Below are 17,077 nucleotides of genomic sequence, written 5' to 3'. Positions count from 1 at the left end.
ACATCCAGGCCCTGGTCGGCGTCGGCGAACTCTTCGACACCATCACCGTCTCCGAGAACTACCCCGTGGACGCCGAGGGCTTCTCCGAGCCCGTCGAAGGCCTGCGCGTCGTCGGCGTGCACACCACCGACGACAACCACTACCCGCTGAGCCTGGCCGTGCTCCCCGGCACCCGGATGCACCTGCGCATGGGCTACCGCTCCGACCTCTTCGACCGACCAGCCGTCGAGCTGATCGCGCAGCGCCTCCAGCACATCCTGGAAGCAGTCGTCGCCGAGCCGCAGCTGCTCCTGGGCCGCCTCGACGTGCTCACCGACGCCGAGCGCGGCAGCCTCGCCGACGGCACCGCGCCCCGCCGGGTGCCCGCCGCCACCCTGCCCTCGCTCTTCGAGGCCGTCGTCGCCTCGGACCCCGGCGCGGACGCCCTCCGCTTCAAGGACACCGTCCTGACCTACGAGCGGCTCAACGCCGACGCCAACCGGCTCGCCCGGGAACTGGCCGACCGGGGCGTCGGCCCCGGCGCGTTCGTCGCGCTCGCCCTGCCCCGCTCACCGGAACTGGTCACCGCCCAGCTCGCCGTCGTCAAGGCCGGCGGCGCCTACCTGCCGGTCGACCCCGACTACCCGGCCGAGCGCATCGCCTACATCCTGGAGGACGCCGCCCCGGCGCTCCTGCTCACCGACTCCTCCGTGACCCTGCCGCAGGAGGCCGCCGCCTCCGTGGCCGCCCTGCGCCTGGACGACCCGGCGTTCGCCGCGTCCGTCGCGGCCCGCGCCGACGGCGACCTCACCGACGCCGACCGCACCGGGCCCACCGCCGCCGCAGACGCCGCGTACGTCATCTACACCTCGGGTTCGACCGGGCGTCCCAAGGGCGTCGTCGTCACCCACGCCGGTGCGTCGAGCCTGGTGGCCGCGCAGATCGAGCGGTTCGAGGTGGGTCCGGGAAGCCGGGTCCTGCAGTTCGCCTCGCCGAGCTTCGACGCGGCGTTCTGGGAGCTGGTCATGGGCCTGCTCAGCGGCGCCACCCTCGTCGTGGCCCCCGCCGAGGACCTGGCCCCCGGCGAACCCCTCGCCGCCACCGTCGAAGGCCACGGCGTCACCCACGCCACCATCCCGCCGGTCGCCCTCGCCGTGATGGACCCCCAGGACCTGCCGACCGTCTCCACCCTGGTGGTGGCGGGCGAGGCGACCTCCGGCGAACTCGTCGAGCGCTGGTCGGCCGGGCGCCGCATGGTCAACGCGTACGGGCCCACCGAGTCCACGGTCTGCGCCACCATGTCCGGCGCGCTCTCCGGCGCGGGCACCCCGCCCATAGGCACCGAGGTCACCGACACCCAGGTGTACGTCCTGGACGGCGCCCTGCGCCCGGTCCCGCCCGGTGTGGCGGGCGAGCTCTACATCGCGGGCGCCGGTCTGGCCCGCGGCTACCTGGGCCGTCCCGGCCTGACCTCCGACCGGTTCGTCGCCAACCCGTTCGGCGTGCCCGGCAGCCGCATGTACCGCTCCGGCGACGTGGTGCGCCGCACCACCGACGGCGACCTGGAATTCCTCGGCCGCGCCGACGACCAGGTCAAGGTCCGCGGCTTCCGCATCGAACTCGGCGAGATCGAGAGCGTCCTCGCCCGCCACGACGCGGTCGCGCAGGTCGCCGTCGTCGTCCGCGAGGACCGTCCCGGCGACAAGCAGATCGTCGCCTACGTGGTGCCCGCCGGCCAGGACCTGCCGCGGCCCGCAGCGCTGCGCGCCCACGTGGCGGCCGACCTGCCCGACTACATGGTGCCCGCCGCGTTCGTCACCCTCGACGTCCTGCCCGTCACCCCCAACGGCAAGCTCGACCGCAAGGCCCTGCCCGCCCCCGACCTCTCCGCGCTCGCCGCCGGACGCGCCCCGCGCACCCCGCAGGAGGAGATCCTGTGCGGCCTGTTCGCGGAGATCCTCGGCCTCCCGAGGGTCGGCATCGACGACAGCTTCTTCGACCTCGGCGGCCACTCCCTCCAGGCCACCCGCCTGGTCAGCCGCATCCGCTCCGTCTTCAACGCGGAACTCCCGCTGCGCAGCCTGTTCGAGACCGCCACCCCGGCCGGTCTGGCGACCCTGCTGCGCGAATCCGGCAGCGCCCGCCGCACCGTGCGCGCCGCCGAGCGGCCCGCCGAACTCCCGCTCTCCTTCGCCCAGCGCCGGCTCTGGTTCCTGAGCCGCTTCGAGGGCTCGGGCGCCGGATACAACATCCCCCTCGCCCTCCGGCTGACCGGCACCCTCGACCGGCAGGCCCTGGGCGCCGCCCTCGGCGACGTCACCGCCCGCCACGAGAGCCTGCGCACCGTCTTCGCCGACCGCGACGGCCGCCCGTACCAGGTGATCCTCGACGCCGACCGCGCCCGCCCCGCCCTCGACGTCCGACCAGCCACCGAGGCGGACCTCGAACAGCAGCTCACGCGGGCCGCCGCCCACGGCTTCGACCTCGCGGCCGAAACCCCTCTGAAAGCCACCCTGTTCACGCTCGGCGAGGACGAGCACGTCCTGCTCCTGCTGCTCCACCACATCGCCGGTGACGGCTGGTCCCTCGCCCCGCTCGCCCGGGACCTCTCCATCGCCTACGCCGCCCGCCTCGACGGCGAGGCCCCGGGCTGGGAACCCCTCCCCGTCCAGTACGCCGACTACGCCCTGTGGCAGCGCGAGCTGCTCGGCGACGACGGCGAGGACACCAGCGAGGGCGCCGCCCAGCTCGACCACTGGCGCACCGCGCTCGCGGACCTCCCGGAGGAGCTGAACCTCCCCACCGACCGGCCCCGGCCCGCCCAGGCCACCCTCCGCGGCGACATCGTGCCGTTCACCCTCACCCCGCAGCTGCACGCCAAGCTGTCCCAGCTCGCCCGGGACAGCCACACGAGCCTGTTCATGGTGCTCCAGGCCGGTCTCGCGGCCCTGCTCACCCGGCTCGGCGCAGGCACCGACATCCCGCTCGGCACCGCCATCGCCGGCCGGACCGACGAATCCCTGGACCAGCTCGTCGGCTTCTTCGTCAACAACCTGGTCCTGCGCACCGACACCAGCGGCGACCCCACCTTCCGCGAACTCCTCGCCCGGGTGCGGGAGACGGACCTCGCCGCCTACGCCAACCAGGACACCTCCTTCGAGCGCCTGGTCGAGGTCGTCAACCCCGGCCGGTCCCTCGCCCGCCACCCGCTGTTCCAGGTGATGCTCACCCTCCAGAACAACGAGCGCGGCGAACTCGCCCTGCCCGGCCTGCGGGTGGCCCCGTACGGCGTGCAGACCCACTCCTCCCGCTTCGACCTCGCCCTGGAACTGGGCGAGAAGCGCGGCGACGACGGCGCCCACCAGGGCATCGACGGCGTCGTCGAGTACAGCACCGACCTGTTCGACCGCGGCAGCGTGGAGAAGCTCACCAGCCGCTACGTCCGGCTGCTGGAGGCGGTCGCCGCCGACGCCGACCGGACCATCGGACGCGTCGACGTCCTCGGCCCGATCGAGCGCCACGAGCTGGTGGTGCGCTACAACGACACCGAGCACGAGGTGGCCCCCGCCACCCTGCACGCCCTCATCGAGGCGCAGGCGTCGGCCACGCCCGACGCCACGGCCGTCCTCTTCGAGGACGAGGGCCTGACCTACCGCGAACTCGACGAGCGCGCCAATCGGCTGGCCCACCGCCTCCGCCGGGAGGGTGTCGGCCCCGAGCGGACCGTCGCGGTCAGCGTGCCCCGCTCCCTCGACCTGGTGGTCGCCCTGGTCGCCGTGCTCAAGGCCGGCGGCGCCTACCTGCCGGTCGACCCCGACTACCCGGCCGAGCGCATCGCCTACGTCCTCGGCCACGCCGCCCCCGCCCTGCTGCTCACCGCCTCCGGAGCCGGCCTCCCCGACACCGGCACCCTGCCGCGCCTGGTCCTTGACGACGAGACCCTGCGCGCCGAGATCGCGGGCCTGCCCGCCACGGCCCCGCAGGTGACCGTGGAGCCCAAGTCCCCCGCGTACGTCATCTACACCTCGGGCTCCACCGGCCGCCCCAAGGGCGTGCTCGTCCCGCACGCCGGCATCGTCAACCGGCTCCAGTGGATGCAGCACGAGTACGGGCTCACCGCGGACGACCGCGTGCTCCAGAAGACCCCCGCCGGGTTCGACGTCTCGGTGTGGGAGTTCTTCTGGCCGCTGATCACCGGCGCCACCCTGGTCGTCGCCCGGCCCGAGGGCCACCGCGACCCCGCCTACCTGGCCGCGCTGATCCGCGACGCGGCGATCACCACCGTGCACTTCGTGCCGTCGATGCTCCAGGCGTTCCTCGCCGAGCCGGCCGCCTCCGGCAGCGGGGCGTCGCTGCGCCGCGTGATCTGCAGCGGCGAGGCACTCCCCGTCGAGCTGCGGACCCGCTTCTTCGAGCTCGTCGACAGCGAACTGCACAACCTGTACGGCCCCACCGAAGCCTCCGTCGACGTGACCGCCTGGGCCTGCGCGCCCGACGGGGAACGGCGTACGGTGCCCATCGGCCGCCCCGTCTGGAACACCCAGGTGTACGTCCTCGACGAGCGGCTGCGCCCCGTGCCGCACGGCGTCCAGGGCGAGCTCTACCTCGCCGGACACCAGCTCGCCCGCGGCTACCTGGGCCGCCCGGACCTCACCTCCGACCGGTTCGTGGCCAACCCGTTCGGCGAGCCGGGCGAGCGGATGTACCGCACCGGCGACCTGGTCCGCTGGGCCTCCGACGGCGCACTCGAATACCTGGGCCGCACCGACCACCAGGTCAAGCTCCGCGGTTTCCGCATCGAGCTCGGTGAGATCGAGTCGGTCCTCGCCGCCCACGACGGCGTCGACCACGCCGTGGTGCTGCTGCGCGAGGACCAGCCCGGCGACCAGCGGCTCGTCGGCTACGTGGTGACCGGCGCCGGGGCCACGCCCGACCCGCAGGCGCTGGGGGCCCACGCGGCAGGCGCGCTCCCGGAGTTCATGGTGCCCTCGGCGTTCGTGTTCCTGGACGAGCTGCCGCTGTCCCCCAACGGCAAGCTGGACCGCAAGGCCCTGCCGGCGCCCCGGCACGCGGACGCGGCCGCCGGCCGGGCCCCGCGCACCCCGCAGGAGGCCACCCTCTGCCGCCTGTTCGCGGAGGTGCTCGGCATCCCGCGGCCCGGAGTCGACAGCAGCTTCTTCGAGCTCGGCGGCCACTCCCTGCTCGGCACCCGGCTGATCAGCCGGATCCGCACCGAGCTCGGCGCCGAACTCCCCGTGCGGACCCTCTTCGAACAGCCCACCCCCGCGGGTCTGGCCGGCCTGCTGGAGCAGGCCGCCGCGGCCCGTCCGGCACTGGTCCCGATGGAGCGGCCCGAGCCGCTGCCCGTCTCCTACGCCCAGCAGCGGCTGTGGTTCCTCGGGCGCCTCGACGGTCCCGGCGCCACGTACAACCTGCCGCTGGCGCTGCGGCTGACCGGTGAGCTGGACGCGGACGCGCTGCGCGCCGCGCTCGGCGACGTCGTCGCCCGTCACGAGAGCCTGCGCACCGTCTTCCGCGAGGTGGCCGGCACCCCCGTCCAGATCGTGCTCGACGCGGCGGCCCACGCCCCCGCGCTGCCGGTCACCGCCACCACCGAGGAGGCCCTGCCCGCCGCCCTCGCGCGGGCCGCCGCCACCGGCTTCGACCTGGAGCACGAGATCCCGCTGCGGGCGACGCTGTTCGCGCTGGGCGCGCGGGAGCACGTCCTGCAACTGGTGGTGCACCACATCGCCGCCGACGGCGGCTCGCTGGCCCCGCTGGCCCGGGACCTGTCACAGGCCTACGAGGCGCGCCGGTCGGGCACCGCACCGCGGTGGGAGCCGCTGCCGGTGCAGTACGCGGACTACGCGCTGTGGCAGCGCGGACTCCTCGGCGACGAGACCGACCCCACCAGCGTGATCTCCCAGCAGCTGGCCTACTGGAAGTGGGTGCTCGCCGGGATCCCGGAGGAACTGCGGCTGCCGGCCGACCGGCCCCGCCCGGCGCGCCCCAGCTACCGCGGCGACGTCGTCCCCTTCGCCTTCGACGCCGACGTGCACGCCGCCCTCACCGCAGTCGCCCGCGACAACGGGGCGAGCCTCTTCATGGTGCTCCAGGCCGCCCTCGCCTCCTTCCTGACGGCGCTGGGTGCGGGGACGGACGTGCCGGTGGGTACGCCGGTCGCCGGTCGTACGGACGAGGCGCTGGAGGACCTGGTGGGGTTCTTCGTGAACACGCTGGTGCTGCGGACGGACGTGTCGGGCAATCCGACGTTCCGTGAGCTGGTGGCGCGGGTGCGGGAGACGGACCTGGCGGCGTACGCGCACCAGGACGTGCCGTTCGAGCGGCTGGTCGACCTGATCAGCCCGGAGCGTTCGCTGGCCCGCCACCCCCTCTTCCAGGTCATGCTCACCCTCCAGAACAACCGGGCGGCCGAGCTCGACCTCGCGGGCCTCTCCGCCCGCGCCGAGGACACCGACCTCGGCGCCGCCAAGTTCGACCTGGCGGTCAGCTTCGGCGAGCAGTGGGACGAGGAGGGCCGGCCGGCCGGGCTCGGCGGCTTCATCGACTACAGCACCGACCTCTTCGACCACGAGACCGTCGAATCGCTCGTCGGACGGCTGGGCGACTGGCTGAAGGCCGTGTCCCGGGCCCCCGAAGCCCGGGTCTCCGAGGTGTCCCTGCTCTCCGACACCGAGCGCCTGCGGGTGCTGGGGGAGTGGAACGCGACGGCCCGTGCGGTGCCGTCGGGTCCGCTCGGCGCGCTGTTCTCGGCGCAGGCGGCGAAGACCCCGGACGCGCTCGCGGTCGTTTCCGAGGAGGTGGAGCTGTCCTTCGGTGAGCTGGAGGCGCGGGCGAACCGTCTGGCGCACCGGCTGGTCGCCGAGGGTGTGGGGCCGGAGAAGGTGGTGGCGCTGGTGCTGCCGCGGTCCGTGGACCTGGTGGTGGCCCAGCTGGCCGTGGTCAAGGCGGGCGGCGCGTTCCTCCCGGTGGACCCGGCCCACCCCGCCGACCGGATCGCCTACATGCTCGCCGACGCCGCACCCGTGCTGGTCGTCGACGACGCGTGGCTCGCGGCGGCGGACCTCACCGGGCTGCCGGACACCGCTCCGCAGACCCGGGTGGACCTCGCCCACCCCGCGTACGTGATCTACACCTCGGGCTCGACGGGCCGTCCCAAGGGCGTCGTCGTCTCCCACGCGGGCCTCGGCAATCTGGCCGCGGCGCAGATCGAGCGGTTCGCGGTCACGCCCGCCAGCAGGGTCCTGCAGTTCGCCTCGCCGAGCTTCGACGCGTCGGTGTCCGAGCTGCTGATGGCGTGGCTGGCGGGTGCGGCGGTGGTGATCGCGAGTGCTGACCGGCTGCGTCCGGGCCCCGAGCTGGCGGGCGTGATCGAGCGTCTGGGTGTCACCCACGCGACGATCCCGCCGGTGGCGCTGGCCGCGATGGAGGACATCGAACTGCCCGGCGTGAAGTCCCTCGTCGTGGCCGGTGAGGCCGTGTCGGCGGCGGTGGTGGACCGCTGGTCGGCGGGCCGCCGGATGGTCAACGCGTACGGTCCGACGGAGACCACGGTCTGCGCGACGATGTCGCGGCCGCTGGCCCCGGGTGGCGGTGTGCCCTGCATCGGCGGTCCGATCGCCAACACGCGGGTGTTCGTCCTGGACGAGTGGCTGCGGCCGGTGGTCCCGGGTGTGGTCGGGGAGCTGTATGTGGCGGGTGCGGGTCTGGCCCGTGGTTATCTGGGCCGGCCGGGGCTGACCTCGGAGCGGTTCGTGGCGAACCCGTACGGCGCTCCGGGTGAGCGCATGTACCGCACGGGCGACCTGGCGCGCTGGAACCGGGGCGGTGAGCTGGAGTACGCGGGCCGGGTCGACGACCAGGTCAAGCTGCGCGGCTTCCGCATCGAGCTCGGCGAGGTCGAGGCGGCGCTGACCGCCCACGAGCTGGTCTCGCAGGCCGCCGTCGTGGTCCGCGAGGACACCCCCGGCGCCAAGCGCCTCGTCGGCTACGTGGTGGCCACGGGCGACGTCAGCGCCACCGGACTGCGGTCGCTGGTCGGTGACGTGCTCCCGGACTACATGGTCCCCGCGGCCGTGGTGGTGCTCGACCGGCTGCCGCTGACGGTTCACGGAAAGCTCGACCGGCGCGCCCTGCCCGCCCCCGACTACGGCACGGCCGCGTTCTCGGGCCGTGCTCCGCGCACCCCGCAGGAGCAGATCCTGTGCGACCTGTTCACCCAGGTCCTCGGCGTGCGCGTGCCCGGCGTCGAGAGCAGCTTCTTCGACCTCGGCGGCCACTCCCTGCTCGCGACCCGACTGGTCAGCCTCGTGCGCGCCGTGTTCGACGTCGAGCTCCCCGTACGCGCCCTGTTCGAGGCGCCGACCGTCGCCGCCCTCGCCGGGCTGCTGGACGGCGCCGACCGGGCCCGTACCGCGCTCAGGCCCGTCGAGCGGCCGGAGGTCGTGCCGCTCTCCTTCGCCCAGCGCCGCCTGTGGTTCCTGAACCGCTTCGAAGGCGCCAACGCGACCTACAACATCCCGCTGGCCCTGCGGCTGGACGGCGACCTGGACCACACCGCGCTCACCGCGGCCCTCGCCGACCTCGTCGGCCGGCACGAGGCCCTGCGCACGCTGTTCCCGGAGACCGACGGAACGCCGCGCCAGCAGATCCTCGCCGCCGAGGCCTCGGTCCCGGTTCCGGCCGTGGTCGAGGTGGGCGAGAAGGAGCTGCCCGAGGCGCTCTCCGCGGCCGCCGGTTACGCGTTCGACCTGTCGGCCGAACTGCCCCTGCGCGTCACCGTCTTCCAGACGGCCGCCGACCGGCACGTCCTGCTGCTCGTCGTCCACCACATCGCGGCGGACGGCTGGTCGCTCACCCCGCTGGCCCGCGACCTCTCGCAGGCCTACGCGGCACGCCGGTCGGGCGCCGCACCGCACTGGGAGCCGCTGCCGGTGCAGTACGCCGACTACACGCTCTGGCAGCGTGAGGTGCTCGGCGACGAGGACGACCCGGGCAGCCCGATCTCGCAGCAGCTGCGCTACTGGCAGGACACCCTGGCCGGGATACCCGAGGAACTGCCGCTGCCGCTCGACCGGCCCCGCCCGGCCCGCGCGAGCAACCTCGGCGACGTGGTCCCGTTCACGGTCGACGCCGCACTGCACGGTCGGCTCACCGCCCTGGCCCGCACCACCGGGACCAGCATGTTCATGGTCATGCAGGCGGCGACCGCGGCCCTGCTGCGCAAGCTGGGCTCCGGTACGGACATCCCGATCGGCACCCCCGTCGCGGGCCGCACCGACGCGGCGCTCGACGACCTGATCGGGTTCTTCGTCAACACCCTGGTGCTGCGCACCGACACCTCGGGCGCACCCACCTTCCCGGAGCTGCTGGCCCGGGTCCGCGAGACCGACCTGGCGGCCTACGCCCACCAGGACGTTCCGTTCGAGCGGCTGGTGGAGGTCATCAACCCCGAGCGCTCCACGGCCCGCCACCCGCTGTTCCAGGTCAACCTGACCTTCCACAACACGGCCTCCGCCGAGCCCGGCCCGGTGCTCCCCGGCCTCACCGCGGGCGCCCAGGAGATCGACCACACCGTCGCCAAGTACGACCTGTCGCTCAGCCTCACCGAGCGGCACTCCGCCGACGGCGCGGCGGCCGGGATCGACGGCGGCGTGGAGTTCGCCACCGAGCTGTTCGACCGGGAGACCGTCGAACTCCTCGCCGCACGCCTGGGCCGGCTGCTCGCGCAGTGGGCCGAGGACCCGGAACTGACCCTCGACGACATCGACGTCCTCGAAGGAGCCGAGTGGGAAAGGGCCCTGGCGGCCCCGGAGACCATCGGGGACGCCTCCCCCGCCCGGACCCTGGTGTCGGTGTTCGAGGAGCGGGTGGGGCAGGCTCCGGACGCGGTGGCGTTGTCGTTCGGTGACGTGTCGTTGTCGTACGGGGAGCTGAACGCGCGGGCGAACCGGCTGGCGCGGTTGCTGGTGGCGCGGGGTGCGGGTCCCGAGGGTTTCGTGGGGCTGGCGCTGCCGCGCGGGGTGGACCTGATCGTGGGTCTGCTGGCGGTGGTGAAGTCGGGTGCGGCGTATGTGCCGATGGACCCGGACTATCCGGCGGACCGGATCGCGTACATGGTCGCGGACGCCTCGCCGGCGCTGGTGGTGACGGTCGGCTCGGTCGACGTGCCGACCGGGGACGTGCCGCTGCTGCTCCTCGACGACCCCTCCGTGGCCGCGGAGCTCGCCGCCGCGGACGACACCGACCTGTCGGTCCCGGTCTCGGGCGGCCACGCGGCGTACGTCATCTACACCTCGGGTTCGACCGGCCGCCCCAAGGGCGTCGTCGTCACGCACACCAACGTCGTGCGGCTGTTCTCGCAGACCGAGCGGTGGTTCGAGTTCGGTGCCGGTGACGTGTGGACGCTGTTCCACTCGTACGCGTTCGACTTCTCGGTGTGGGAGATCTGGGGTCCGCTGCTGTACGGCGGGCGTCTGGTGGTCGTGCCGTTCGAGGTGTCGCGTTCGCCGGAGGAGTTCGTGCGGCTGCTGGCCGCGGAGCGGGTGACGGTGCTGAACCAGACGCCGTCGGCGTTCCACCAGCTGATGCAGGCCGAGAAGGACGCCGAGGGTCTGGGCGAACTGGCCCTGCGATACGTCGTGTTCGGTGGCGAGGCGCTCGACCTGTGGCGCCTGGGCGAGTGGTACGCCCGGCACGCGGACGACGCTCCCGTCCTGGTCAACATGTACGGCATCACCGAGACCACCGTCCACGTCACCCACCTCGCCCTCGACGCCGCCACCGCGGCCACCGCCAACGGCAGCACCATCGGCGGCCCGATCCCCGACCTCCGCGTCCGGGTCCTCGACGAGCGGCTGAAGCCGGTCCCCGTCGGCGCCGTCGGCGAGATGTACGTGGCGGGCGCGGGCCTGGCCCGCGGCTACCTGGGCCGCCCGGACCTGACCGCCGGCCGGTTCGTCGCCGACCCGTACGGAGCCCCCGGCACCCGCCTGTACCGGTCGGGTGACCTCGCCCGCTGGAACCGGGACGGCGAGCTGGAGTACGTCGGCCGCGCCGACCAGCAGGTCAAGATCCGCGGCTTCCGCATCGAACTCGGCGAGATCGAGGCGGCCCTCCAGTCCCACCCCGACGTGGCCCAGGCAGCCGTCGCCGTCCGCGAGGACCGCCCCGGCGACAAGAAGCTCGCCGGCTACCTGGTGCCGCGGGCCGGGACGGCCGCGCCCACGGCCGCGGCGCTGCGCGAACACCTGGGAGCCGTGCTCCCGTCGTACATGGTGCCCGCCGCGTTCGTCGCCCTGGACGCCCTGCCGCTGACCGCCAACGGCAAGCTCGACCGCAAGGCCCTGCCCGCCCCCGAGGCCGCCGTGACAGCCGGCCGGGCGCCGCGCACCCCCGTCGAGGAGCAGCTGTGCGCGCTCTTCGCCGAGGTCCTCGGCCTGCCGCAGGTCGGCGCGGACGACGGGTTCTTCGACCTGGGCGGCGACAGCATCGTCTCCATCCAGCTCGTCTCCCGGGCCCGCAAGGCCGGACTCCTCTTCACCCCGCGCGACGTCTTCGAGCACAAGACGGTGGAAGCCCTCGCGGCCGTCGCCGGAACCGTGGCCGAAGCGGTGCGCGAGAGCGAGGACGCCGGCATCGGCGAGGTCCCGCCCACCCCGATCATCCGCTGGCTCGCCGAACAGGGCGGCCCCGTCGACCGGTTCAACCAGTCGATGCTGATCCAGGTCCCGGCCGGCGCCGACGAGGAGCGGCTGCTGCGCGCCGTGCAGGCCGTACTCGACCGGCACGACGCCCTGCGGATGCGGCTCGGCCGCACCGAGGCCGGCTGGACGCTGACCGTGCCCGGACGGGGTGCCGTCACGGCCCGGTCCGTGGTCACCCGGGTACCGCTGACCGCCGACGACGCCCATGGGGTGGCCGAGGCCGTCGGCGAGCACGCGGAGGCGGCCTGGGACCGGCTCGCGCCCGAGGACGGCGTGATGGTGCAGGCGGTCTGGTTCGACGCCGGCCCCGACCGCCCCGGACGGCTGCTGCTCGTCGCCCACCACCTGGTGGTCGACGGGGTGTCCTGGCGGATCCTGCTGCCCGACCTCGCCGAGGCCTGGCAGCGCGCCGGAGACGGCGCCGTCCCCGCCCTCGACCCGGTCCCGACCTCGTTCAGGACCTGGGCGAACCGCCTCGTCGAGGAGGCCAGGCGGCCCGAACGGGTCGAGGAGCTGGCCCTGTGGACCGGTGTCCTCGGCAAGCCGGAGGCGCCGCTCGGCGGCAGGCCGCTCGACCCCGCCGTCGACACCCGCGGCACCGCCCGCACGCTCACCCTGGCCCTGGAGCCCGAGCACACCGCGCCGCTGCTCACCACGGTCGCCGCCGCGTTCCACGCCACCGCCAACGACGTGCTGCTCACCGGCTTCGCCCTGGCGGCAGCCGAATGGCAGCGCGGCCTCGGCCGGACCGCCGACGGCGTCCTGATCGACCTGGAGGGACACGGCCGCGAGGACATCGTCGAGGGGGCCGACCTCTCCCGGACCGTGGGCTGGTTCACCAGCCTCTACCCGGTCCGGCTGACCACGGGCCGCCAGGACTGGGACAACCTCTCCGGAGCCCGCCTCGGCGAAGCCCTCAAGCAGGTCAAGGAACAGCTGCGGAAGGTCCCCGACAACGGCATCGGCCACGGCCTGCTGCGCTACCTCAACCCGCGCACCGAGACCGTGCTGGCCGCCCACGCCCACCCCCAGATCGGCTTCAACTACCTGGGCCGGATGGGCGGTTCCCAGACGGCCGCGGAAGGTCCCGCGAGCCGGGACTGGGAAGCGGCCCCCGAGTCCGGCGGACTGGGCGGCGGCGCCGACGACGCGATGCCGCTGCCGCACCCGCTGGAGGTCAACTCGCTCACCCAGGACGGCCCCGACGGGCCCCGGCTGGTGGCCACCTGGACGTGGGCGGACGGGCTGCTGACCGAGGAACAGGTACGCGCCCTTGCCGAGGGCTGGCTGCGCATGCTGCGCGCCCTCGCCGAACACGCCGGCAGCCCGGCCGCCGGCGGCTACACCCCGTCCGACCTGCCGCTGGTCTCGCTGAACCAGCACGAGATCGACGGCCTCGAGGACTTTGACGACGAGTGGGAGATCTGATGACGACCAAGCCGGGGCTCGAAGACGTCCTGCCGCTTTCCCCCCTCCAGGAAGGGCTGCTCTTCCACGCCCTGCTCGACGAGCAGGGACTGGACATCTACACCGTCCAGCTGGTCCTCGAACTGGCCGGGCGGGTCGACGGGGACGTGCTGCACGCGGCCGTCGCGAAACTCGTCGAACGGCACACCACCCTGCGCACCGGATTCCGCCACGAGGGCCTCGAGCGCCCCGTGCAGGTCGTCCGGCGCCGGGTGCCCGTGCCCTACGCCGAGGTCGACCTGACCGGGGTCGCCCCCGACGGGCGCGCCGCCGAGCTGGAGCGGGTGATGGCCGAGGACCGCGCCCGCAAGTTCGACCTCGCCCGCCCGCCGCTGGTCCGCTTCACCCTCGTCCGGCTCGGCGAGCACGAGCACCGGCTGCTGGTGAGCAACCACCACATCCTGCTCGACGGCTGGTCCACGCCGCTGATGGTGAGCGAGCTGCTCACCCTGTACAAGGAGCGCGGCGACGACACCGCGCTGCCCCGGGTCACCCCGTACCGCGAGTACCTGGCCTGGGTGGCCCGGCAGGACCGGGCGGAGGGCGAACGGGCCTGGCGCGACGTCCTCGAAGGAGCCGGCGAGCCCACCCTCCTGGCGCCCGAGGACCCGGCCCGCAAGCCGATTCGGCCGCGGCACCACACCCTGGACCTGCCGGAGGACTTCACCGGCGAGCTCATGGCCCAGGCCCGCAGGCACGGACTGACCGTGAACACCCTGCTCCAGGGCGCCTGGGGGATCCTGCTGGGCCGCCTCACCGGCCGCGACGACGTCGTCTTCGGCGGAACCGTCTCCGGCCGCCCGCCGGAGGTCCCCGGCATCGAGAACATGATCGGCCTGTTCATCAACACCCTCCCGGTCCGGGTCCGGCTCGACCCCGCCGAGTCCCTCATCGGGCTGCTCGCCCGGCACCAGAAGCAGCAGGCCGGGCTGATGAACCACCAGCACCTCAGCCTGTCCGACGTACAACAGCTCGGCGGCTGGAAGGACGGCATCGGCGAGCTCTTCGACACGCTCACCGTCACCGAGAACTACCCCGTCGACCCCTCCGCGCTCGCCGAGGAGAAGACCGACCCGGACGCGATGCGGGTGGTCGGCCTCGACGGACAGGACGCCAACCACTACCCGTTCAGCCTGGCCGCGGTCCCCGGACCCCGGCTGCACCTGCGGCTGAGCTACCGCCCCGACCTGTTCACGCAGGAGACGGTCGCCGCGCTCGGCACCCGCCTGGAAGACCTGCTGCGCCTGGTCGTCGAGGACCCGGAGCGTCCCGTGGGACGGCTGGACGTCCTCACCGGCCCGGAGCGCGAGGCCATCGCCGGATGGTCGGCCGGACGCACCGCGCCCGCCGGCCGGACCCTGCCCGAGCTGTTCGAGGCGCGGGCCGCCGCGGCACCCGCCGCGACCGCGGTCGCCGCGGAGGGCGGCGAACTGAGCTATGCGGAACTGGGCGCCCGCGCCAACCGGCTGGCCCGCGAGCTCGTGGCACGGGGCATCGGACCGGAGCAGGTGGTGGCGCTGCTGCTGCCCAAGTCCGTGGAGATCGTGGTGGCCCGCCTCGCCGTCCTCAAAGCGGGCGGCGCCTACCTGCCGGTCGACCCCGCCTACCCGGCCGACCGGATCGCGTACATGCTCCAGGACGCGGCCCCCGCGCTCGTGGTCACCCTCACCGGGACCGACGTCCCGGCCTCCGGCGCCCCGGTGCTCCTGCTCGACGAGCCCGCCGTCACCGCGGCCGTCGCCGGCCGCCCGGAGGGCGACCTCACCGACGCCGAGCGCACCGCGCCGCTCGACGCGCGCCACCCCGCCTACGTCATCTACACCTCCGGATCGACCGGCCGCCCCAAGGGCGTGGTGGTCCCCCACACGGGACTGGCCGCGTTCGCCGAGGCCTGCGCCGAGGGCTTCGCCGTCGACGCCGACAGCCGGGTGCTGCAGTTCTCCTCGCCCAGCTTCGACGCCTCCGTACTGGAGCTGTGCATGAGCCTCACGGCCGGGGCCGCCCTGGTCGTCCCGCCGGCCGGCCCGCTCGCCGACGAGGCGCTCGCCGAGGCCCTGGCCGAGTGGGGGGTCACCCACGCCCTGATCCCGCCCGCCGCGCTCGCCACCGTGCCGGAGAGCGACCTGCCCCTGTTCCGCTCCCTGGTCGTCGGCGGCGACGCCACCGGCCCCGAGCTGGTCACCCGCTGGTCGCGGGGCCGCCGGATGGTCAACGCGTACGGCCCCACGGAAGCCACGGTCGCCGCCACCTTCAGCGACCCCCTGGCGGCGGGACCCGGCGCCCCGCCGATCGGACGGCCGCTGCCCGGCACCACCCTCCACGTGCTCGGCACCACCCTGCGCCCGGTCCCGCCCGGCGTGCCGGGCGAACTGTACGTCGCGGGGGCCGGCGTGGCCCGCGGCTACCTCGGGCGCCCCGGACTGACCGCCGAACGGTTCGTCGCCGACCCCTTCGGCGAGCCCGGCCGGCGGATGTACCGCACCGGCGACCTGGTGCGCTGGACCGAGGACGGCCAGCTGGAGTACCTGGGCCGCGCCGACGACCAGATCAAGCTCCGCGGCTTCCGCATCGAACTCGGCGAGATCGAGTCCGTCCTGGCGGCCCGCGAGGGCGTCGCGCGGGCGGTCGTCGTGGTCCGCGACGGCGCCGACGGCACCCCCCGGCTGCTCGGCTACGCGGTCCCCGAGGGCCCCGCCCGGCCGGACCCGGCCGAGCTCCGCGCCGAACTGGCCGGACTGCTGCCCGACTACATGGTGCCCGCCGCGATCGTCGTCCTGGACGAACTGCCCCTCACCCCGAACGGCAAGCTCGACCGCAAGAACCTGCCAGATCCCGAAGTCACCGCCGTCGGCGGCACGGGCGCGCCCCGCACCCCGCAGGAAGAGGTCCTGTGCGGCCTGTTCGCGGAGGTCCTGTCGGTGCCCAGGGCCGGCATCGACGACAACTTCTTCGACCTCGGGGGCCACTCCCTGCTCGCCACCCGGCTCATCAGCCGGGTCAGGGCCGCCTTCGGCGTCCGGCTGTCCGTCCGCAGCCTGCTGGAGAACCCCACGGTGGCGGGCCTGGCCGCCGAACTGGCCGCCGGGGAGGAGGACCACGACCCGTTCGACGTCCTGCTGCCCCTGCGCCGGCACGGCGCCAAGCCGCCCCTGTTCTGCATCCACCCGGGCGCCGGCATCAGCTGGGGCTACTCCGGCCTGATGCGCCACATCGGCCCCGACCGCCCGCTGTACGGCCTCCAGGCCCGGGGTCTGGCCGGAGACGCCGACCTGCCCTCCTCCATCGAGGAGATGGCCGAGGACTACCTGGACGAGATCCGCAAGGTCCAGCCGCAGGGCCCCTACCACCTGGCGGGCTGGTCGCTGGGCGGCATCCTCGGACACATGATCGCCACCCGGCTCGAGGCGGCGGGCGAGACCGTGGCGCTGCTCGCGATCCTGGACACCGACCCGCACATCCGTTCCGAGGAGCACGCCGACCTGAGCTACGACGCCCAGGACGTGCTCACCACCCTGCTCGACCTCGGCGGGCACGACCACTCCCGGTGGCCCCGGCCGCTGGTGTACGCGGACGTCATGGAGGCACTGCGCGGCGGGGACAGCGCGCTGGCCGGGCTGGAGGAGCACCGCGTCGAGGCGCTGGCCAGGGTTGGCACCAACATGTCACAGCGCATCATCCACCCGTATTCGCCGGGCAAGCTGGGTGTACTGCGGGCCGATGTGCTCGTGACCGTTGCAGGCCGCGACCACGAGGACCCCGGAGCGATGGTGGACGCCTGGCGTCCCTACGTGACGGGCCGGCTCGACTCGCAGGTGATCGACTGCGGTCACAACGAGCTCACCCAGCCGGGACCGATCGCACAGATCGGGCAGGCGCTGGCCGCCCGCTTCCGCGAGCGCAGGTAA

2 protein-coding genes (1 of these 2 cut by a window edge) are annotated in these 17,077 nt (G+C 74.1%); both read left to right on the top strand.

Annotation, left to right across the window (positions count from 1 at the left end):
* Positions 1-13,133 carry the 3' portion of an amino acid adenylation domain-containing protein gene (locus ACZ6Y1_RS31540; RefSeq protein WP_469637737.1) on the top strand. Its footprint begins 1,000 nt before the window's first position, so 13,133 of the gene's 14,133 nt are visible here — the last part of the coding sequence; its start codon lies beyond the left edge, outside the window; it ends in the stop codon at positions 13,131-13,133.
* Positions 13,133-17,077 (top strand): amino acid adenylation domain-containing protein, encoded by a 3,945-nt coding sequence (locus ACZ6Y1_RS31535; RefSeq protein WP_469637734.1) that lies wholly within the window; start codon positions 13,133-13,135, stop codon positions 17,075-17,077. Before ACZ6Y1_RS31540 ends, ACZ6Y1_RS31535 begins: the two co-directional genes overlap by 1 nt.

The sequence above is a fragment of the Streptomyces sp. NPDC053432 genome (genome assembly GCF_055585365.1).
The sequence above is the reverse complement of the archived record's forward strand: the minus strand, read 5'-3'. Positions and strand labels throughout refer to the sequence as shown.